Origin of the sequence: Mycobacterium heckeshornense (assembly GCF_016592155.1) — a bacterium.
In the GTDB taxonomy this organism is placed as follows: Bacteria; Actinomycetota; Actinomycetes; order Mycobacteriales; family Mycobacteriaceae; genus Mycobacterium; species Mycobacterium heckeshornense.
Genome location: NZ_AP024237.1, coordinates 3,669,390 through 3,688,767, shown reverse-complemented (window position 1 = coordinate 3,688,767; position 19,378 = coordinate 3,669,390). Strand labels below are relative to the sequence as shown.

The following is a 19,378-nucleotide window of genomic DNA, read 5'->3' as shown; positions in this document are numbered from 1 at the left end:
CTTACCTCAATCCCACGTCAACCCGCCGCGGCGCCACACGTACGCGTAGGCCACCAACACGGTGAGCATGAACACCACCATCTCGACAAGTGCGAATGTCCCCAGCGCGTCGTAGCTGACCGCCCACGGGTACAGGAAGACAATCTCGATGTCGAACACGATGAACAACATCGCGGTGAGGTAGTACTTCACCGGGAACCGGTGCCCGCTGGTGGTGCGCGCCGGAGCGGATTCGGGAGGCTCGATGCCGCACTCGTAGGCCTCCAGCTTTGCCCGGTTGTAGCGAGACGGGCCGACCACCGAAGCCACGATCACCGAGAACACCGCGAAAGCAGTGGCGATCCCCCCGAGGACCAGGATGGGTGTGTAGACATTCATCCTGCGAAGCTGCTCCCTGGCTGTGGTCTTGCTTGACTGACTGTGAGGTCAACCACAGCCTAACGATCTTGTACCCGGGCCCGCTCAGGGGTCTGCATGTGAGCTCTCCCACAGCCCGGCAAGGCCGCACCGCAGCCTACCGGCCCTGCGGTGGCGTCGCCTGCAGTGCCATGAAAGCCCAACGCCGGCAGGCCAATCCGTTGCTGAGCCGAACTTCGATCAAGCCGCCGGAGCGCGCAACAGCCCGAGCACCGTCCGCTCCAGCACGATCGGATCGATCGGGTGCGAGACAACTGCCTCGGCGCGCGACCAGCTGGCCAGCCAGGCGTCGTCGGCGCGACCGATGAGCACCACTATTGGTGGACAGTGCGCGACCTCGTCCTTCAGCTGTTTGGCTATGCCCATGCCCCCGGCCGGTGTGGCCTCACCGTCGAGGATGGCCAGGTCGATCCCGCCCGCGTCGATGTGGCGAATCACCATTGGTGCGGTGGCAACCTCGACGTAGCTGAGCTCGGGCAGCTCCGGATGCAGGCGTTTGCCCAAGGCCAACTTCACCTGTTCGCGGGTGTGGGCGTTGTCGCTGTAAACGAGGATCCGCAGGGGCGCGGTCGAAGCGGGCACGCCGCAGATGCTACTGCTCGGCGACCGTGGCGGCCGCATGGCTCCCGTTTCGCCGAACCTGTCGTGACTGCGCGGGCCACCCGCAGTCCTGCTCGCCAGCTACAGGCTCGCGCGACGTCGTCACCGGGCGCGGACGAACACCGCGTCAGCCGAGACGGTCGCCGTCTTGCCGATCATGCCGAACCGGTTCCAGTCCAGCCCGAATTGTGCGCGGTCGACCTGGGTTTTCGCCGAGACGCGGACCGAGCCGTCACCGAGCTCGTCGATCGTGGCGGGCAGCGGCAGCTCCGCGGTGATGCCCTTGATGGTGAAGCTGGCGCGCAGGTCCGCGGCGTTGCCGGTGGTCGGCTGAAGGGCCGTGACGACGACGCTGATCTCCGGAAAGCGCTCGACGTCGAAGAAGTCGCCCGAGCGCAGGTGATCGTCTCGTTTTCCGATGCCAGTACGCAGTGATGCCACGCGGATGTCGACCCGGCCGAAAACGGCACCCTTGCCGGTGATCTGGCCGTCCCCGCTGACGTCGCTGAATCTGCCTTTGACGGTCATCAGGCCCCACACGTTCCTGATCTTGAAGGTGAACGCCGAGCGCTCAGGGACCAGATTCCAAACTCCGGCCGTGTCCGGATCATTCAGCAGCGTTTCCACAGTCGTCATCAGCACCTACCTGTTGTGCGCGGCCGCCGGCTCCTCCTCATCGCGCTCATCGCGCTGCGCGCTCTGCATCGTCGCCGAGCGGGGCCTGATTGCCCGGCTCCTCCTCATCGCGCTCATCGCGCTGCGCGCTCTGCATCGTCGCCGAGCGGGGCCTGATTGCCCGGCTCCTCCTCATCGCGCTGCGCGCTCTGCATCGTCGCCGAGCCTAACTCAGCAGGGGGGCGAGGTCGGCTGGGTCGAAATACTCATCGATGCGACTGATCAGCCCGTTTGCGCCCAGCTTGATCACAATGCACACCCGCATGGCGATCGAAGCGCCGGCGCGGCCCACGGCGTGCAAGATGTGCTGCTGGACGAACCCGTCGTCAAACAGCTGCCGGTCCAAGATTTGGTAGCGGCGCTCGGAGGTCGCATCGATGAACCAGTCGATCACGCGCAGTGCGCGCGCCTTGTCACGATCTCGGCTGGCACCGATCCGCCACACGGCGATGTCGTCGCTCCACAGACGCGCCACCGCGGATGTATCGCTGTTTTCGATGGCCGCGAACAGCTGATCGGCCACGTGGGCGATGGCGTCGGCCTCGAACATGGCAGTTCCTGCTGGTCTGTGAGCGGTGCTCGCCGAAGCATGCCCCGAGAGATCCGGGACAAAGCTGCGCAGCGATGACGGTACACGCATCGCGGCGCGGTTGGGGGGTTCATCGGGCGTGTAGGGAATATCTCGTATGTGAGATAGATTTTCTGTGGTGAAAACAGCAGGTCCAACGTCCGCAGTGCCGAAGGAGGTGAGAGCCATGCTGAGGTTTGAGCCACTCTTCCGTGACCTTGACCGACTTACGCAGCAACTATGGGGCAACACGATCGGAACCGCGACGCGTCCGGCGGTGATGCCGATGGACGTCTGGCGTGAAAGCGACCGGTACGTCGTAGAACTCGACTTGCCAGGCATCAAGCCAGAGTCGATCGACGTGACCGTCGACCAGGGCGCGCTGACGGTCCGGGCAGAGCGCCCCTACGCAGGCGACGAGGGCCACGACTGGGTGGCCGCGGAGCGCCCGCACGGGCTGTTCAGTCGGACCCTGTTCCTCGGTGACCAGCTCGACACCGACCACATCAGCGCTGACTACACCGATGGCGTGTTGCGGCTGAGCGTCCCGGTGGCTGAAGAGGCCAAGCCCCGCAAGATCGCTATCCAGTCCGGGGCCAAGCAGGCGATCAGCGCCTAGTCGGCGGCTGGCCCACGCCTGGGTGGGGCCGTCCGCGTGAGGCGGTGCGGACGGCCCATCTCCTGTGGGAGGTTGGGGAGGCGATCAGATAACAGCTCCGGCCAGCCGGGCCGTGGCCGATCCAGTGCTGTGCTGCCCGAAATGCGCGGCACGAGCACATCTGCCTGTTCGGCAGAGCTGGACGAGGCTGCGGCAATACCGTCCGGCTCAGTTGTTTGACCCTTCGAGCGGCCGGTCCAGGGGTGGGCCGGCCGTTTAACGTGTTGCGCTGCAGGCCGGGCGACGCGGTGGGTTCCCCTTGTGCCAGCGCCCGGTGCCGGGCGGCTGCCGAACGTCGCTCGCGCCGGCAGCCGCCGGCAGCCGCTGCGCGTCGATGATCTGCCGGTAGAGCCGCTCGTAGCCGAGCGCCATCCGTTCGGCGCTGAACCGCTCCTTGACGTGGCGGCGACACGCCTGGGGATCCAAGCTCGCCACCCGCTGGATTGCCGGGGCCAGCTCGGCGGGGTCGGCGCACACGAAGCCGGTCACGCCGTCGTTGACAATTTCTCTGACCGCGCCGCGGTCGAGCGCCACGACTGGAGTGCCACAAGCCATCGCCTCGATCATCACCATTCCGAACGGTTCTTCCCACTGGATGGGAAATAGCAGGCAACGCGCTTTGGCGAGCAGTTTGCGCTTAGCCGCCGCATCCGCTTGACCGAACATCAGGTCCGTGCCGGCGAGCTGCGGCTGAACGTATTGGCTGAAGTAGACCTTTTCGTCCGGCTCGGTGCACTTGCCGGCGAGGATCAGCGGGATGTCGGCCTCATGGGCGGCCTGCAACGCAAGATGCGGGGCCTTCTGCGGGTTGAATCGGCCCATAAACAACGCGTAGTCGTCCTTCTGGGCTTCAAAAGGCCAATCCTCGACGCGTAGCGCGTTGTGCACCCGGCCCACCCAATTCAGTTCCGGGGCCTGCGCTCGTTGCCGATCGCTGACGGCTACCAAGGCCAGGTCGTCGGCAAGGGCCCGATAGTAGGAGTTCAACTGCTCGTCTAGCGGGCCGTGCACCGTCAGGAGCGTGGATATGCCGTATTGGCGATAGGTCCGCGCATTTAACGGGCCAGCGAGTGTGTGCTCATGGACAATCTCCAACCCTTCAGTGCGTGCGAGTGACTCGATCGCGTCACGGACCCTGCCGGCGTGAGCGACCTCGGGCAGCGGCTGGCCAAGCAGCTGTGGAACGGTCTTGTCCCACACGGGTATAAACCTCGCGGCCGTGTTAGCCGCCGCTCCCAGCAGGGTGACGTCGTGTCCTCGTGCCAGCAACGCATCTAGGAGGTCGGCAATCACCGCTTCCACACCGCCGTAGGCGCGGGGCGGCACGTCGAAATATGGCGGTGCGACCACGGCGATCCGTAGCCGCCGCAGCGTTACCACAACCCTTCCCCTACTGCATCGCTTCGACCTGGTGCTGCCCGCGCGGCTGGTGGGCGCTCGCCGCTGATGCCGCCTCACCGGGCGACCGTTGCGCAGTCACATCCAGCAGGGCGCCGGTGGTGGCCAGGGGACGCACGTGGATCGCTTCCGGACCGCTTCGTGTCCTTCGGTACCGGTAGGCCACCCGCTGCCCGCTGGCCAACGTTTTAAACCCCGGCATGTCGATGCACCGGTAATCGACGAACACCGGTCGGGCGACGTGTTCGTCCTCGATGAAGCCGAAGCCCTTCTCGGAATTGAACCACTGGACGGTTCCCAGCGACCAGCTATCCACTTCAGCGCCCCTGTGTAATTTGCGGGTTTGTTTGCCGAGTGTGGCAACCGGATTGGGTGACCGCGTGCACCTACCGGGTCGAAAATCGGCGACCCGATTCGTGCTGGCATGTGAATGGCGCGGGCGAGGCATTGCGCGATGCTGTTGCCCGGACAACGACACCGCCGATTCCCCGCATTGCGTGGTCGGCCTCCGGGGAGGAGACAGCGTTCGTGGCAACCGGTGGACTGACCCCTCTCGCTGAGGCGGCTGAGCGACGCGAGTTGCCGCTCGGCTTCGTGGTCACGGCCAGCGGCCGGATTTCCGGGGCGGCCGAGCCCGCGCGTGCCACATCGCGCTACCCGTTTCGCACCACGGATCTGGTCCGCCTCGACGACGAGCTGACGTACGGCACCAGGGCGTGCAAGGCACGGCTCGCGGTCTATATCGGCGACCTCGGGGACGACAGTGCCGCGCGGGCCCGTGAGGTGTTGGCGAAGGTGCCCGCCCCGGACAAGGCGGTGTTGCTGGCGGTCGACCCCAACCGACATGCGATCGAAGTGGTCTACGGCGCCGGTGTCCGGGGTCGCGGCGCCCAGACGGCAGCGCCAGAGGCTGTCGCGGTCGCCGCGTCAGAGTTCAGGTCCCGTGGCGATTTGATCCGGGGCCTGATTCGGGCAGTGCGCGTGCTCGCCGCGGGCATTTCTCCGCAGTAGCGCACGACCGTTGTGGCGTTGTGGCAGCCGAACGTGGGCCACGCAGGTTAGATGTCGTCGAGAGTCGGCACGATTTCGAAAAGCTCTGACAAGTCGGCCTCGGCCAACGCGGCGGCGATGGGACCTTGATGGGCACCGACCAGACAAAACCCGATGTCGGACTCACCGGCTTGCACCGCAGCCGATGTCAGCGCTTCGATGCCATCGCCGTCGATTCGGCTGACCCCGGTCAGGTCGAGCGCCAGAAAACCCGGCGACCGCAGGAATTCGCTGGTGACGGCGCGTCGCACCGCCGCCGTGCTGTCAGCGACAAGCGCACCGTTGACCTGAACGACGCTCATGCCCGCCGGCGATCGTTGGACCTGTACCGTGAGCGAGCCGAGCTGTCCTCCAGATTCGTGACATCGATTCAATTCAAGCCTCCCGCGGCCGGGTCGCAGAAGTTCGACATCCCGGTGGGTGAAAGCCAAGTGTGCACGGCACCGAAGGGCCCGACGTCACCCTCACCGATCTAACCATAACGTGCGGAATCGACCTGGTGGGTCTAAACATTCAGTGAACTCGAGTACTGCCGCCGCCGGGACAACCGGTGACCGAGGCCGTCGCCTCGCTTCGGTTGGCCGGCTTCAGGAACCGCCAAGCCCGGGTGGCGGCGTGAAGGTTGAAGCGGGTGTCGACGTCGCGCAGGTCATAGCCGGTCAGCTCAGCGATGCGTGCCAGCCGGTAGCGCAACGTACTGCGGTGAATGTGCAAGGCGGCCGCCGTTTCGTCATAGTTGCCGCCGCACTCGAGATAATGGCTGAGCGTCGCGACGAAGTCGGAATTCTTCCTTTCGTCGTAATCGAGTAGCGCGCCTAGCCATTCGCGAACATAGTCTTCGACGGCGCCGCCGCTTTGAGCCGCGTCCACCAACCGGTAGAAGCCCAACTCGTCGTAAGCAGATGCGCCTTGCGGCGTCGCCGAGTGCAGCCGAATGTTAAGCGCCCGACGGGCTTTGGCAAGAGACTCCGGGAAATCAGCCGGGGTCTGGCACTGGGTACCGATTCCGATTACCGCGCCGGTGCTACCCAGGCGAGCGCTGATCGCCTCGTGAAGAGCCCGCGGATCCGGGCGCTCGTCGACCAGGAGCACCACCATGCCGTCGTGGCGGCCGTGCAGATAGCGCAGTTGCAGCGCGGTGGCTGCCCGGCACACCGCCGTCGACAGCACGGCCTGCGTGACGTGTGGGTAATGCACCAGCACCACGTAGTGGGGGCCATGCAGATCGTGTCCGAGCGCCTCAGCGCGCGCGTAGGCGCCCGCTACGTCGGTACCTGTCAGGAGGTCATCGAGCAATTCGCGGCGCAGGGCCAGCTCCATTTCGGCGAGGCTTCGCCGCCGGGACAGCTCCATGGCAAGAATGGTGCTGGCGTATTCGAGCGCCTCTACCTGTTCATTTTGCGCGCGCAGCTCCGGGTCGATAAGCGACACGACACCCAGGACTGCGGCGCGTGAACGCACCAGAATTGCCAGCCGTTCCTTGACCCGCATGGCGTTGTTGCGCACCGCCAGCGTTTTGAGCAGCCGTTCGCGGCTATTGCGGTCCGGTTTGGGGTACGGCTGCGGCTGGTCGGGGCCGGCCCAGGCCAGAAGGTTGCCGAAGCGGTCTTCGACAGACACCGGAAGGCCGGTCACTTGGTGCAAAGCTGTCGCGATGCCGGATTCACCGGCACCGGAGGCCAACACGCCGACAAACATTTCGTGCATGGTGGCGCGCTGGCGCAGCCGCCGCTGAGCGTCCTGCAGCCTTGCCTGTGTCTCGTCGAGCCTGCGCGCCAATCCGGCACCGCGCGCCCGGATCTGAGCGCAGGCCAACGCCGCGCCCGTCTTTTGCGCGAGCAGGGTCAGCAACAAGCAATGTGCGCGCATCGGCGGCTCGCCGGCGCTGACAACCAGGTAACCATGGACGCTGTCTTGGCCGCGCAGCGCATACGCTCGCGCCCATGGCGCCCCGGCTAGCGCCACCGGGCCCTCGGTATCACATGCGGGCAGCTGGCTTTCGAGGTCGGGCCGGCGCGGTTGACCTGGCGGGCCCATGAGCATCCCGTCGACACAGCGGTAGGCGGCTTCCACCCGGCACGGTGTCAGCCTGGCGACGGCTGAGTTTGCCTTCTGCAAAATCTCTTCGCCGTCGAGCTGGTCAAAGTTGATCGCGGCCAGCTCAGCCAGACCGTGAGACGCATCGATGATCTCAACGGTGTCCACTCGACTGTGAGCTTCGGTAGTCATGTCCTTTTGTTGGCTGGAAAGCGGGCGAGCGTTCGGTGACGCGGTGGGTAACCGGTCGGCGACGTCGCGCAATTTCCGAATGTCGCTGATGGTCTCACTGTGAACCGTGGCTGCCCGGCGCCAGTTGGTGGGCGAGTCACGTCGACGCTGTCGGCACGTATCCGGGTAGCCGCCGGAAGCCCTACCCCCGATGGCCCACCTGGATTCGGTCGAGCAGTGCTCGATCAATCGTCCGTTACCGCTTCGGCCGCCCGCCGCGGCCAGGTCCTTAACCAACTGTGCAGGGTGAAAAAAATTATAGGCATCCGTTACCCCGCGGCTTGTTCGCTTTGAGCGAAGTAGTTGCCCGGCCCTGGTGCTGCTCTCCTGCGCTCAGGACGGGCGACGGAGGGTTCCCCCGCAGTGGCACGCGGGTACGTGGCCGCAATGGTCGGCTTCGACTTGGGCACCGCCAAACTCGTCGAGCAGACCCGCCGGCCCGGCTGTCCGGCGCCCGCGGCGCCACCCCTCGGCGTATCGGGTGTGGCCGGGCCTGCCCGGATTGTGTGCGGCGTAACCAGGTACCGGCTGGCGGGCCCCGACGAAGTCGCCGCTGCGGTCGACGCCGTCAATGGCTCACCTAGATTGCGATAGCCGCGATCACGACTTCGCCGGCGTGGTCGAACAATCGACGCTCCAGTCAAGCCGATACCCGGGCTAGCCGGCGCAGTCGCGGCAAATCATCACCCCGTCGCGGTGACTGGCCAGGCGGCTGCGGTGCTGGACCAGAAAACAACTCGAGCAGGTAAATTCGTCGCGTTGCATGGGGATGACCCGCACCGACAACTCTTCATCGGACAGGTCGGCCCCGGGCAGTTCGAAGGATTCGGCGGCTTCTGATTCGTCGACATCAACCTCGAGAGACTGCGCTGGGGAGCGCCGCGCCGCGAGTTCCTGCAGCGAGTCCTCATCGTCGTCGACAATGTCGGACGGCCGCAGCGCGTCGTAGTCGATGGCCATTGACTCACCCCCGTTGCTATCGGTTGCAGCAAACGAGAAGTGTGCAATGCTGGGCCGCTCGTCGCGTGCGCCCACGGTGTCGAAAATGTGTGGCGGCGCTCGTCCTGTCAGCACGACGTCACTGAGCTCTTCTCACACTCTGCCAGGTAAACCTCGCTGTCGTGGATCGACGCCGAGTCAGCTAGTCGGTACGGATGGCCATGTATTGCAGTGCGACGTACCCGCAGGCGGCTTCGGCAACCTGAGGGCGGAAGGCTCAACCATGCACTGCTGGCCGCAGTCCAGTGTTCGCGACACCCGGTGCCGAGGCGACGGGACGGCACCCGGCGCGGTAGCCTGGTGGTTCACCCAGAGCACACCTGCCTATTGTGGAGATCGCCCCGGATGCGGGCACGGTGGAGGGATGACGTCCGCTTCTTCCGATTCGGCTACGGCCACCCGAACTTCGTCGCCGGGCCGTCTGCGCATTGAGCCATGCGTGCTGCTCAAGTATGGCGAGCTGGCGCTCAAGCGGCGCAATCAGCAGTTATTTGTGCGGCATCTCGTGCGTAACCTGCGGCATGCTCTGGTCCGTGGAAGCGAGACGGCTCCGAAGGTGCAATTACGGCGGCGCAGTGGAGTTTTGGCGGTGTCCGCACCCCCGTTGTCGCAGGACGAAATCGTTGCACGGGCGCGTGACGTCATCGGTCTCAGCGTCGTGCAGCCCGGGTGGCGGGTCGCGAAATCGGACACGGTAGCAGAGACCGCCGCCGTGCAGCTGCTGCGCGAGCACGACGACGGAAGGCGCACGCCGACTTTTGCAGTGCGCTGCAGGAGGCGCGACAGACGGTTTGGGTTGACCTCGGAGCAACTTGCGGCGCGCATCGGAGCGCGGGTGTGCGGTGAGCTGGGATGGCGGGTCGACTTGAAGCATCCCGACGTGGAGCTCTGGGTAGAAGTTGACTGGCGTGAAATCTTCCTCGGCGTGGAGCGATATCGCGGCCAAGGCGGCTTGCCGGTGGGATCCGGCGGCCATGCATTGGTTCTGCTTTCCGGCGGATTCGACTCGCCGGTCGCAGCTTACCGGGCGATGCGGCGAGGATTGCGTTGCGATTTCCTGCACTGTACCGGCGCACCGTTCACGGACCCCAGCTCGACGTACAAGGCGTACGCGCTGGCACGTCAGCTGAGCCGTTTCCAGGCCGGTTCACGGCTATACGTGGCCGCGGTGGGAAGCGCCCAGCGCACGCTGGCCACCAGCGGTGCCGGTGAGGCGCAAATCGTAGCTCAGCGTCGACTCTATCTGCGCGTGGCCGACGCGCTCGCTCGCCGAGTCGGCGCGCAGGCCCTGGTCACCGGTGACAGCCTGGGGCAGGTGTCCAGCCAGACCCTGGCCAATCTCGCGGTCGTCGAGGAAGCCGCCAGCTTGCCGGTGCTGCGGCCGCTGCTTGCCTTCGACAAGCTGGAAATCATCGATCAAGCGCGGCAGATCGGCACTGCCGAGATCTCCGTCCTGCCGGACCAGGACTGCTGTCAGCTGTTCCAGCCCCCCAGGGTGGCCACGCACACGACGGTCGGGCGACTCGCTGATGTTGAAGCCCGTGCCGGGATGGATAGCCTCGTCGATAATGTGCTGAGCCATATCCGGGAGTTCGATCTCGATTCGTGCGGGGCGATGGCTGAGGCGGCGCCGCAGAAAGCGACAACCATGAAGGACCAGCACACGCAGCAGTGACCGATATCGACAGCAAGCAGCGTGGCCGCGACCAGATCAGCGCACTGGTCGCCGCCCACGGCGCGTTCACCCAGGCCGCCGTTCAGGCGTCGCAATTGATGGCCGCCAAGGGACGGAATAAATTCGCCGCACACCTCGACCGTCACCGGGCCGAACTTAACGTTGCCATTGGCGAGTTTGGTTTGTGGGCAGAGAGTTTCGGCGATTGGGCGCGTGTCGACGTTGGCCATGCAATACATCCGCCATTGCCAAGCCAACCGCCTGCCCCGGTGATTGAGGGCCGCATCGGAGCCGATTTGTTGATGTCGCGCGAGAATCTGAAGACACGGCGCGCCGAGCTGTTGGCTGAGCTCGGCAAAGCTCGGTTTGTTCTCGGTACCGCCGGATTGCCGGCGGAAGAAATCTGCGCGTATCGACGCATGGTGCGGCTATGGGCCGGTGAGGCAATCGATCTGGTGACCGGCGTCCACCGGCTGACACTGGCTGACCAGTACATCCGTCGCCTTGGCCGGTTGCGTGGCGTGCCGCACGCCTCACCGGCGGCGCGTGAGACCGGGGCAGTCCTGGTGCGGCAGTGGATGGAAGATCTCGAGGCGGCGGATCGCGAAGGCGAGCTTGCTCTGGCCGAAACGTGTGGCTATGGCGACTTCGTCGAGTGTTACCGCGCTAACACGTTGCGCCGTAATTGATCTCAAGATCTGGGATAGCAGCTAACCGTTGTCGCCGGGCTCGTCATATCCAGGATGGGCTACGGCTAACCTGACTTGGGCCACTTTTGGAGGATCGGGGTGGTTGCGAGTCGCTGAGCTGGGGTTTTCGGTCGCGGCGGGTCGGAAGGTCTGCACTAATTGAAGTTCTTTAGTGTGCGCTGGTGGCGTATGTGCGCACGGTGAAGACGGCCTCGGGAGCAACCGCGGTGCAGATCGTGTGGTCTTCGCGGCGGGGATCGCGCCAGATTGAGCACCTCGGCTCGGCGCACAGTGAGGCCCAGCTGGAGGCGCTCAAGGCGGCTGCGGCTCAGCGCGTGGCTGCCGGTCAGCAGAGCCTGGACTTGGGACTCGAGCAGGCCGCTGCCGGCGGTGGCCGGCCGCTGGAGATCGTGGGCTCCTGTTCTGAGCACCTGTGGGAGGCGTTGTGTCATGCCTATCGGGTGCTGGGCTTTGATGCCGCCACCGATGGAGATGAGGTGTTTCGGGACCTGGTGGGCGCCCGAATCATCGAACCGACCAGCAAGGTCGATGCGCTGCGGGTGCTTTCGGAGACCGGGGTGGATTCGCCGGCCTATCGGACGGTGAAGCGGCGGCTGCCGATTTTCGCCAAACCCGAATTCCGGCAGGCACTTTCGGCTGCATGTGCAGCGCACGCTGCGTTGGGTCCGGCCAGCCTGGTGCTTTACGACGTGAGCACCCTGCACTTTGAAACCGATGCCGTTGATGGGTTTCGCGAGCCCGGGTTTTCCAAGGAACGTCGACTCGATCCACAGATCACCCTGGGTTTGTTGACCGATGCGACTGGGTTCCCGCTGACAGTGGCTGCCTTCGAGGGCAACAAGGCCGAGACCGCGACCATGTTGCCGGTGATCAACGCGTTCAAGACCGCCCACCGCTTGAGCGAGGTCACCGTGGTCGCTGATGCCGGGATGATCTCTGAAGCCAACCAGGTCGCCCTGCAGGCCGCGGGGTTGTCGTTCATTCTGGGAACCCGGATCTCATTGCTGCCCAACGTGATCGCCGAATGGCGCGCTAAGCACCCGGACGAGGTCATCCCGGACGGGTTGGTGTTAACCCAGCCGTGGCCGGCCACCTCAGCGGAGAAAGCCCGCGGTATCCCGGATCGGGTCATCTACTACCAGTACCGACATGACCGGGCCCGGCGCACCCTGCGCGGCATCGACGAGCAGATCGCCAAGGCCCAGCGCGCCGTGGATGGGCATGCCCCGGTCAAGCGCAACCGCTACATCCAACTCAGCGGTGCGACCAAATCGGTCAACCGCGCCTTGGAGGCCAAGACCCGTGCGCTGGCCGGCTGGAAGGGCTACACCACCAACTTGGTCGAACAACCCGCGCAGTTCGTCATCGACGCCTACCACCAGCTGTGGCGCATCGAGAAGGCCTTCCGAATGTCCAAGCATGACCTTCAAGCTCGCCCGATCTACCACCGCACTCGCGACTCGATCGAGGCGCACCTCAGCGTCGTGTTCGCCGCCATGGCTGTATCGCACTGGATCGAACGCCAAACCGGCTGGAGCATCAAGAAATTCGTCCGCACCGCACGCCGCTACCGCACCGTGCAGATTCGCGCCGGACGACAAATCCTCACCGCCGCCGACGCCCTACCCGACGACCTCGCCGAAGCACTCGCCAAGATCCGCACCGACGGTGCGCACTAATTTGGCCCAAGTCGGGTTGCGCCGTAATTGATCTCAAGATCTGGGATAGCAGCTAACCGTTGTCGCCGGGCTCGTCATATCCAGGATGGGCTACGGCTAACCGATGCCTGACCAGGGTGCGCAGACACGACGTCACATCCGCGGCCTGCTGGTCAAGATCACCGGCGCGAATCGCGGCGGCCAGCTCGGTTTCCTCGTCGAAGCCCAGCCGAGCTAGCGCCGCGCGGGCTTGCCCGTCGTCGGCAGCGAGTAGTTCACGTTCGACCATGCGCAGCGCGTTCGCCGCGACCCTGGCATGGAAGTTGACCTGCCCGCTGGTCGCTTGGCGGACATCGGTTTCCAAAAACTCGGCCACTGCGACGACCAGCTCGGCAGCGGTGGGACGGCCATGAAGAGCGGTGCGGTGCCGGTCGGCTTGTCCGCATCCGCTTGTCGCCGTGTCACGGCCGGTACCGGCCGGGTCCAGCAACCCGAGTAGGTCCCACTCGGTCTCGCAGACCCGCCGGCCGATCGTTGCCAACTCCACCGAGCGGACCTGTCCGCTGAGGTGCCGATGCGCCTGGTATCGGCAAATGATGCCCCAGCGCAGTGTGGCCAATACCAGCCACCAGGCGAATCGCTTGCGGTCGACAGTAGTGCCGCTGGCTTCCTCATAGGCCGACAGAAAGCTCTCGATGCTGCCCAGGCCGCCGGCGCCACGGCTAGTCGGTGCGCCGAACCGCCAGGCACGGATGCAAAACCAAGCCAGATCCTCGTACACCTCGCCGAGGTGTACCAGCTCCCAATCCAGAACGGCCGCAAGCTCGCAGCCGTCGACGATGAGGTTTCCCATCCGGAAGTCACCATGCACCAGACGAGCAGGCGACGGCGGCGGGCGGCGCGCGCCCAGCCAGCGAAACGCCCACTCGAAGGTTGCGGTGGTATCGCCCATCGCGTCGAGCCGCGCCCGCCACTCAGTCAGCTGGTCTCGATGGTCGAGCTGCACACCACCCGTGTCGGCGCGGTGGATGGCGGCCAGTGCGTGGGCGCATTGCCGCAGCAGCCGGGCCCGGACCGGGGCCCCTCCGGCCCGCTCCAGCTCCCGATCGATGCGTCGCACAATCGTCTCGCCCTTGATCTCGTCGCAGATGAGAAATGGATTGCCAAGCGGCGCAGAAGAATCCGTAGCAGCCAAAATATGTGGGACAGGAGCGCCGGCCGCCGCGGCGGCGGCCTGCGCCCGGGCTTCGCGTTCCATACCGGCGTGCATGTCATCGGGCGCTCCGGTGCGCAGGATCAGCGACCGGCGGCCATCAGGTGTCACGGCGTCAAATGCCCAGGTGCTTCGACTGGCGCCGCCGGTCAGCACGCGCAGATTCTCGATCACCACGTCGGCGCCCAGCATCGGCCGCAAGACCGCAAGCAGGTCTGCCAGCAACCGCTCGGTGTTCACCTACGCCCCTTGTCGAATTGGAACAGCCGCTGGGCAACCCGGCGGATCTGGATTTCCTCGGAGCCCTCGGTGATCCGGTAGCGGCGATGGTGACGGTAGATGTGCTCGAACGGCTCGTGGCGACTGTAGCCGAGGCCGCCGAAGACCTGCATGGCCCGATCCGCAGCATCGCAGGCCAGCCGGTTGGCGCGGTAGTTGGCCATCGACACCTTGTCAGACACCTCCAAGTGGTGGTTGCGATCTAAGTGCCAAGCGGCGTAGTACACGAGCAGCCGCACCATCTGGGCTTCGGTCTGCAGTTCGGCCAGCGGCCACTGCACGGCCTGGTTGAGCGACAGCGGCTTGCCGAAAACTGTTCGCATGCCGGCGTACTCGGCGGCACGGTCGATGCAGTATTGCGCCGCGCCGAGGCTGCTGGCCGCTTGCCGAATCCGGTTTTCGTGCAAGAACGTCTGGGCAACCTCCAATCCGCGGTCGACTTCGCCAAACACCGCGTCGGCGGGCACGCGCACGTCAGTGAGCTCGACTTCACCATGGTCAGTGGGCATGTTGAAAGTCCACCAGTAGAACGGCACCGTGAAGCCCGGCGCATCGGTCGGCACCAGGAAAGCCGTGATGCCCGTGGCCTGTCCCGGCTCACCAGACGTCCGAGCGAAGATCAGGTCGTGCGTGGCGCGGTGGACGCCGGTGTTCCACCGCTTGGCGCCGTTGATCACCCAGTCGTCGCCGTCGCGCTCGGCGCGGGTTTGCAGCCAGGTCGCGTCCGATCCATGTTGCGGCTCAGTGAGACCGAACGCCATCGAGCGTTCCCCTGTGATTAGCGCCTCGGACCATTCACGGCGTTGCGCCTCGGTGCCGAACCGCTCCATCATGATCACCTGCGGAAAATTGCCGACAATCGACGATTCGTTCTGCAGGTCGTTGTGCAGCCCGAGTCCTTTGTGTGCCAGGTGTTCCCGGATGACGGCCATGTCGAGGTTGGTGCCGTCCCGTCCGCCCAGCGATGACGGTAATCCATAGCGCAGCCACCCTGCCTTGTCAGCGCGTCGACGCATCTCGTCGAGCAGGTCCTCCCACGCCCGACGTGGAATGCCGCCGTTGTCCGGGTCGGTGCGCGCAAACTCCCGGCGGTGGTCGAAGTACTGCATGTGTTCGGCCTGCAGCGGTGCGATCTCGGCCTCGATGAAAGCGTCCATCTCGGCTAGTAGCCGCGGAAGATGTTCGGGCAGTGTAAAATCCACTTCTAGCCTCCTCAAGTACCGTAGAGCGTCTTCTTCCATATGGTTGACAGCGTGGCGATGGCTTCCTCGTCACTGATCTCGAAGCCCAAGCCAGATCGACCCGCGAATACGGTGGTGAAGTTCTCGAACAGCAGCGCGATGGCGGCGGCCGTGCACTGTGGGTGTAGATCACCGCCGTACCCGTGCTCTCGTGCCCGGCGCACCGATGCGGCGACAATATCCATACCGAAGCGCCGAAACTCGTTCTGCAGCCCGGCGAACCGTTGTTGGGTGGCGCCCAGCTGAGCGACAGCCACCATGATTCCTATGTTTTGCTTGAAGATGTTCCAGTACCCGGCGACCACCGAAGTGAAAAAATCACTTTCTGCCGGGGATTCGGGCAACCGTATGGACCGGCGCGCGGGTGCCAAGACGTCGCGGAGGAAGGACTCGGCCAGAGCTGCCAAGAGGTCTTCTTTGTCCGCAAAATAGCGGTAGAACACAGCCGGAGACTTACCAGCTGCCGATGTGATATCAGACAGCGTTGTACCATGAAAGCCGCGCTCAGCAAACAACTTTCGTGCGGCCTGCTCGATAGCTTGGCGAGTCTGACGACCTTTGGCGCTCAGGCTTTCGGTAGGCATCAGTTCCGTTTCCGATCGCCCGCGCGCAGCAGGGCGCCTGGGAGGTCATGGCCGACTGCCGATCTGGCAACGTTCGCGGCAGCGATGGCCGCATTCAGGTCGACGTCGACCTCGATGCCGCTGTCGGTGAGCAGGTAGACGAGATCTTCGGTGGCGATATTGCCGGTGGCGCCTGGCGCGAACGGGCAGCCACCCAGGCCACCAACTGAGGAGTCCAGCCGGGTGATGCCTGCGCCGACCGCCGCGTAGGCGTTGGCCAGACCGGCGCCGCGAGTGTTGTGGAAATGCGCGCCTAAGATGGTGGTTCCGGTCACTTGACGTAGCGCAGCGATCAGCGAGGTAACTCGGCCAGGCGTCGTGGTGCCGATGGTGTCGGCGATCGAGATCCGGTCGACACCGTGCTCGCAGGCGGTCACGGCGATGTCAAGCACCCGCTGCGGGGGAGTGGGCCCATCGAACGGACAGTCCCAGGCAGTGGCAATGATCACTTCGATGGTGGCACCGGCGTCGTGCGCGATCGTGGCGATCTCGCCGATCTGTTCGGTGGCTTCGGTGCTGGTCCGCCCGACGTTGGCGCGGCTGAAGGCATCCGAGGCCGCCACGACGTATTCGATGGCCGGCAATCGGGCTGCCATGGCGCGCTTGGCGCCGTTGGGACTGGCCACCAAGGCGGAGAACTCTATGTCGGGAAAACGGCGCAGCTGGGCGGCCAACTCCGCAGCATCGGCCATCGACGGCACCTTCGAGGGCGACACGAATGCACACGCCTCCACCTCGCGTACACCGGTGGCGGCTATCGCCTCCAGAAGTTGCAGCTTGGCGGACAACGGGATTGGCGCCTCGATCTGCAGTCCGTCCCGCAATGCGACTTCCCGGATGGTGACATGCTCGGTCATATGGTGCCGCTCCTGATCGCTTCGCTCTGCATCGTCGCCGGCGCGGTCATAGCACCCCCTCGGCGCGCAGTTGGTCGAGTTCTTCAGTGGTCTTGCCGAGCAGGACCGAGTACACGTCGTCATTGTGTTGTCCCGGTGATGCCGGGCCGGCGTTGCGGATGCTGCCGGGCGATTCGGAGAACCCCGGCACAATCCCGGGCCCTAAAACGGTACGCCCGACGCGTTCGTCATAGTGCTCGGCGATCATTCCGCGGGACCGCAGCTGGGGGTCCTCAACCACGTCGGCGACGGTGTTGATCGGACCGGCAATCACTCCCGCCGCAGAAAGCGTTTCGATGATCTCTTCTGGCTGACGCAGCCCGGCCCAGTCGCCGATGATCTTGTCGAGTTCGTCTTGGTTGCGCCCGCGCGCGCCGTGCGTGGCGAACCGGTCGTCGGTGGCCAGGTCCGGGCGCCCCATCGCCTGACACAGGCGAGCGAAGACGGTGTCCTGGTTGGCAGCGATGACCACCCACGTGCCGTCGGCGCTGCGGTAGATGTTGGAGGGCGCGATGCCGTCCAGCCGGGTGCCCGACGGCCCGCGCACTACCCCGCCGACGTCGTAGTCCGGGATGGTGGATTCCTGTATGGCTAAACAGGATTCGGTCAACGCAACGTCGACAACCTGCCCGCGGCCAGTGATGCTACGGCGGTACAGCGCCGCCAGTGCTCCCTGGGCGGCGAACATCCCCGCCAAGCTGTCGCCCAGTGACAGCGCGAGCCGCGGCGGCGGCCCGCCGGGAAATCCGTTGAGATACCGCAGCCCGCTCGCTGCCTCAGCGACGGATGCGTAGCCGGCCTTATGGGCCTCTGGGCCGGTCTGTCCGTAGCCGGATACCCGCACCAGGATAACGCCTGGATTGCGTTGGGACAGCACCTCATAGCCCAGATCCCATTTCTCGAGTGTGCCCGGTCGAAAGTTCTCCACCACGATGTCGGATTTGTCGACCAGGTCGAGAAACAGCTCACGTCCGCGGTCTTTGCGCAAGTCCAGTGTCACGGCTTTCTTATTGCGGGCGTGCACCGTCCAGAAAAAGCGGTGCCCGTCAAGTTCGGCCTGGCCCCAGGTGCGCAGCGGGTCGGGTGCGCCGGGTGGTTCCACTTTGATGACTTCGGCGCCCATATCGCCGAGCAGCCGCCCGGCGAAGGGCCCCGCGATCAGGGTGCCAAGCTCAAGGACCCGGATGCCGTCCAGCGCGCCGAGGGGCCTCATGCTCCATTCCTGCCCATCGCTGTGCCGGGCATCGCCGCCGGCGGTGTCACGGTGTGTCCGCGAAGTCATGGCGCGCTAGCCAGCCCGAGACGATGTCGACCGCTCGGCGCAGCTTGTCGCGCTGGTCAGGCCCAGCGTAATAGTGTGTGGCGCCAGAGATTTCGTGCATCTCCTTGTCCCGATGGCCGATCGCGTCGAAGAGCCGGCGGGTGTGGCTGGGTGTGCACGCGTCGTCAGCGAGGTTGCCGATCACCAGCGTGGGCACGGCAATGTCGCGTCCGCACGTGATGCCGTCGGCGCGGGCGTCGTCGTAGCTCCACTGTGACAGCCAGCTGCGCAGCGTGCAGAAGCGGCCCAGCCCGACCGGGCTCATGTTCACCACTTGAGGATCGCCCAGATAACAGGTTCCCGGGGTGCGTTCGTTGGGATCGACGCTCGGATCCAGCCAGCGGGGGTCGGCCATCGTGCCGTGCACCACGAAACAGAACTCGTCATCTGGGCGTCCGGCGGCTTTCAGTGCCGACAGCTTGTTTTTCACCCACGCGGTGATGCGGCGGTTGCGCTCGACCTGCGCTTGACGGTAGCGGGCCAGGAATTCCTGGCTGTACGGCGGTTGGTTGGGGTTATCCGGGTTGTAGAGGTCCAACTCGGGATCACGTTTACTGGGGTCGGATTCGTCGAGGATGGATGCGTCCAGCCATTCGGTCAGCGTGCCGTGGCGGCTGATGTGGGCGGCCAGCAGCATGATGGCGTCAGCCGGCGGCAGCTCCAACTGGGTGAGGTCGGGGCCGTCGCCGGACGGGCTGCACGTCACCGTAGGGTGCTGAGCTTGCTGCTGATAGAACAGCGACAACGACCCGCCACCGCTCCACCCGGCCAGCACCACCTTCTGGTAGCCCAGCCGTTTCTTGGCGTCCTTGATGCATTCGCCGAGATCCTCGACCACCTTTTCCATCAGGAGTGCCGAGTCGGTGCCGCGAAAGCGGCTGTTGCAGTAGATGACGTGATGGCCAGCGCGTCCTAACGCGTTGATCATCGGCAGGTAAGCGCCGCCGCCGATCGGATGCATGAATACGATCACGGTGTCTGACGGCTTGGCGCGGGGCTTGAGCAGAAAGCTCTCCAGCACCGTGATCTCGGCCAGTCCGCCGTAGACATCTCTGATGCCCGAATTGTTTTCAAACGTGATGAGGTAGGGAATGCGGTCGTATTCGTACTGTATTTGATCGTTGCGCAT

General features: G+C 65.1%; 21 protein-coding genes. 6 read left to right on the top strand and 15 right to left on the bottom strand.

Annotated elements, in window-relative coordinates:
- Nucleotides 1-6: 6 nt before the first annotated feature.
- The 4 genes from MHEC_RS17805 to MHEC_RS17790 form a co-directional block, all read right to left on the bottom strand.
- Entirely contained in the window at nt 7-378 is a 372-nt protein-coding gene (locus tag MHEC_RS17805; protein WP_048891295.1) for an NADH-quinone oxidoreductase subunit A, read from the bottom strand.
- 219 nt (nt 379-597) lie between these two features.
- Nucleotides 598-1,038, bottom strand: a complete 441-nt coding sequence (locus MHEC_RS17800; RefSeq protein ID WP_048891296.1) for an Rv3143 family two-component system response regulator — start codon at nt 1,036-1,038, stop codon at nt 598-600.
- A gap of 81 nt (nt 1,039-1,119) precedes the next feature.
- Entirely contained in the window at nt 1,120-1,653 is a 534-nt protein-coding gene (locus tag MHEC_RS17795) for a YceI family protein (RefSeq protein ID WP_048891319.1), read from the bottom strand.
- Between the two features lie 205 nt (nt 1,654-1,858).
- Nucleotides 1,859-2,242 (bottom strand): nuclear transport factor 2 family protein, encoded by a 384-nt coding sequence (locus MHEC_RS17790; protein WP_048891297.1) that lies wholly within the window; start codon nt 2,240-2,242, stop codon nt 1,859-1,861.
- Nucleotides 2,243-2,447: 205 nt separating this feature from the next.
- Between MHEC_RS17790 and MHEC_RS17785 the strand changes: the two genes are divergently transcribed.
- Complete coding sequence (locus MHEC_RS17785; protein WP_048891298.1) at nt 2,448-2,879, top strand: Hsp20/alpha crystallin family protein; 432 nt, start codon at nt 2,448-2,450, stop codon at nt 2,877-2,879.
- A 255-nt stretch (nt 2,880-3,134) separates the two neighbouring features.
- On the opposite strand, the gene MHEC_RS17780 is transcribed toward MHEC_RS17785, so the two are convergent.
- Together MHEC_RS17780 and MHEC_RS24890 are read right to left on the bottom strand one after the other, a co-directional pair.
- Complete coding sequence (locus tag MHEC_RS17780) at nt 3,135-4,298, bottom strand: glycosyltransferase family 4 protein (protein WP_235434784.1); 1,164 nt, start codon at nt 4,296-4,298, stop codon at nt 3,135-3,137.
- Nucleotides 4,299-4,308: 10 nt separating this feature from the next.
- Nucleotides 4,309-4,632, bottom strand: coding sequence for a cold shock domain-containing protein (locus MHEC_RS24890; RefSeq protein WP_071700048.1), 324 nt, complete (start codon nt 4,630-4,632; stop codon nt 4,309-4,311).
- 212 nt (nt 4,633-4,844) lie between these two features.
- On the opposite strand from MHEC_RS24890, the gene MHEC_RS17770 reads away from it, so the two are divergent.
- A complete protein-coding gene (locus tag MHEC_RS17770; protein ID WP_082169853.1) occupies nt 4,845-5,327 on the top strand; it encodes a DUF5130 family protein in 483 nt (160 codons plus the stop codon).
- Nucleotides 5,328-5,374: 47 nt separating this feature from the next.
- Here the strand turns inward: MHEC_RS17770 and MHEC_RS17765 are convergent, their stop codons facing one another.
- Together MHEC_RS17765 and MHEC_RS17760 are read right to left on the bottom strand one after the other, a co-directional pair.
- Complete coding sequence (locus MHEC_RS17765; protein WP_048893793.1) at nt 5,375-5,668, bottom strand: STAS domain-containing protein; 294 nt, start codon at nt 5,666-5,668, stop codon at nt 5,375-5,377.
- Nucleotides 5,669-5,879: 211 nt separating this feature from the next.
- Entirely contained in the window at nt 5,880-7,595 is a 1,716-nt protein-coding gene (locus MHEC_RS17760) for a PucR family transcriptional regulator (protein ID WP_048893792.1), read from the bottom strand.
- Nucleotides 7,596-7,997: 402 nt separating this feature from the next.
- Between MHEC_RS17760 and MHEC_RS17755 the strand changes: the two genes are divergently transcribed.
- Nucleotides 7,998-8,228, top strand: a complete 231-nt coding sequence (locus tag MHEC_RS17755) for a hypothetical protein (protein ID WP_099869270.1) — start codon at nt 7,998-8,000, stop codon at nt 8,226-8,228.
- Between the two features lie 63 nt (nt 8,229-8,291).
- Here the strand turns inward: MHEC_RS17755 and MHEC_RS17750 are convergent, their stop codons facing one another.
- Nucleotides 8,292-8,594: a DUF4193 domain-containing protein gene (locus tag MHEC_RS17750; protein ID WP_048893796.1), complete on the bottom strand. Its 303-nt coding sequence runs from the start codon at nt 8,592-8,594 to the stop codon at nt 8,292-8,294.
- Here MHEC_RS17750 and thiI point away from each other — a divergent pair.
- The 3 genes from thiI (at nt 8,587) to MHEC_RS17735 (ending at nt 12,697) form a co-directional block, all read left to right on the top strand.
- Nucleotides 8,587-10,308, top strand: a complete 1,722-nt coding sequence (thiI, locus tag MHEC_RS17745; protein WP_327037211.1) for a tRNA uracil 4-sulfurtransferase ThiI — start codon at nt 8,587-8,589, stop codon at nt 10,306-10,308. The two genes, MHEC_RS17750 and thiI, sit on opposite strands and share 8 nt — an antisense overlap.
- Nucleotides 10,309-10,406: 98 nt before the next feature.
- On the top strand, nt 10,407-10,997 hold the full coding sequence (locus MHEC_RS17740; RefSeq protein ID WP_236591506.1) for a hypothetical protein: 591 nt from the start codon (nt 10,407-10,409) through the stop codon (nt 10,995-10,997).
- A 182-nt stretch (nt 10,998-11,179) separates the two neighbouring features.
- Entirely contained in the window at nt 11,180-12,697 is a 1,518-nt protein-coding gene (locus MHEC_RS17735; protein WP_048893889.1) for an IS1634 family transposase, read from the top strand.
- A gap of 52 nt (nt 12,698-12,749) precedes the next feature.
- On the opposite strand, the gene MHEC_RS17730 is transcribed toward MHEC_RS17735, so the two are convergent.
- The 6 genes from MHEC_RS17730 to MHEC_RS17705 are packed head-to-tail and all read right to left on the bottom strand — an operon-like array spanning nt 12,750 to nt 19,363.
- Nucleotides 12,750-14,081 (bottom strand): phosphotransferase family protein, encoded by a 1,332-nt coding sequence (locus MHEC_RS17730; protein WP_048893250.1) that lies wholly within the window; start codon nt 14,079-14,081, stop codon nt 12,750-12,752.
- A gap of 44 nt (nt 14,082-14,125) precedes the next feature.
- Entirely contained in the window at nt 14,126-15,370 is a 1,245-nt protein-coding gene (locus tag MHEC_RS17725) for an acyl-CoA dehydrogenase family protein (RefSeq protein WP_048893229.1), read from the bottom strand.
- 11 nt (nt 15,371-15,381) lie between these two features.
- Nucleotides 15,382-15,993, bottom strand: coding sequence for a TetR/AcrR family transcriptional regulator (locus MHEC_RS17720; RefSeq protein WP_048893230.1), 612 nt, complete (start codon nt 15,991-15,993; stop codon nt 15,382-15,384).
- On the bottom strand, nt 15,993-16,889 hold the full coding sequence (locus MHEC_RS17715) for a hydroxymethylglutaryl-CoA lyase (protein ID WP_048893231.1): 897 nt from the start codon (nt 16,887-16,889) through the stop codon (nt 15,993-15,995). The genes MHEC_RS17720 and MHEC_RS17715 overlap by 1 nt, the downstream gene beginning before the upstream one ends.
- 46 nt (nt 16,890-16,935) lie before the next feature.
- On the bottom strand, nt 16,936-18,141 hold the full coding sequence (locus tag MHEC_RS17710) for a CaiB/BaiF CoA transferase family protein (RefSeq protein ID WP_048893251.1): 1,206 nt from the start codon (nt 18,139-18,141) through the stop codon (nt 16,936-16,938).
- A 46-nt stretch (nt 18,142-18,187) separates the two neighbouring features.
- Entirely contained in the window at nt 18,188-19,363 is a 1,176-nt protein-coding gene (locus tag MHEC_RS17705) for an alpha/beta hydrolase family protein (protein WP_172442167.1), read from the bottom strand.
- Nucleotides 19,364-19,378 lie beyond the last annotated feature (15 nt).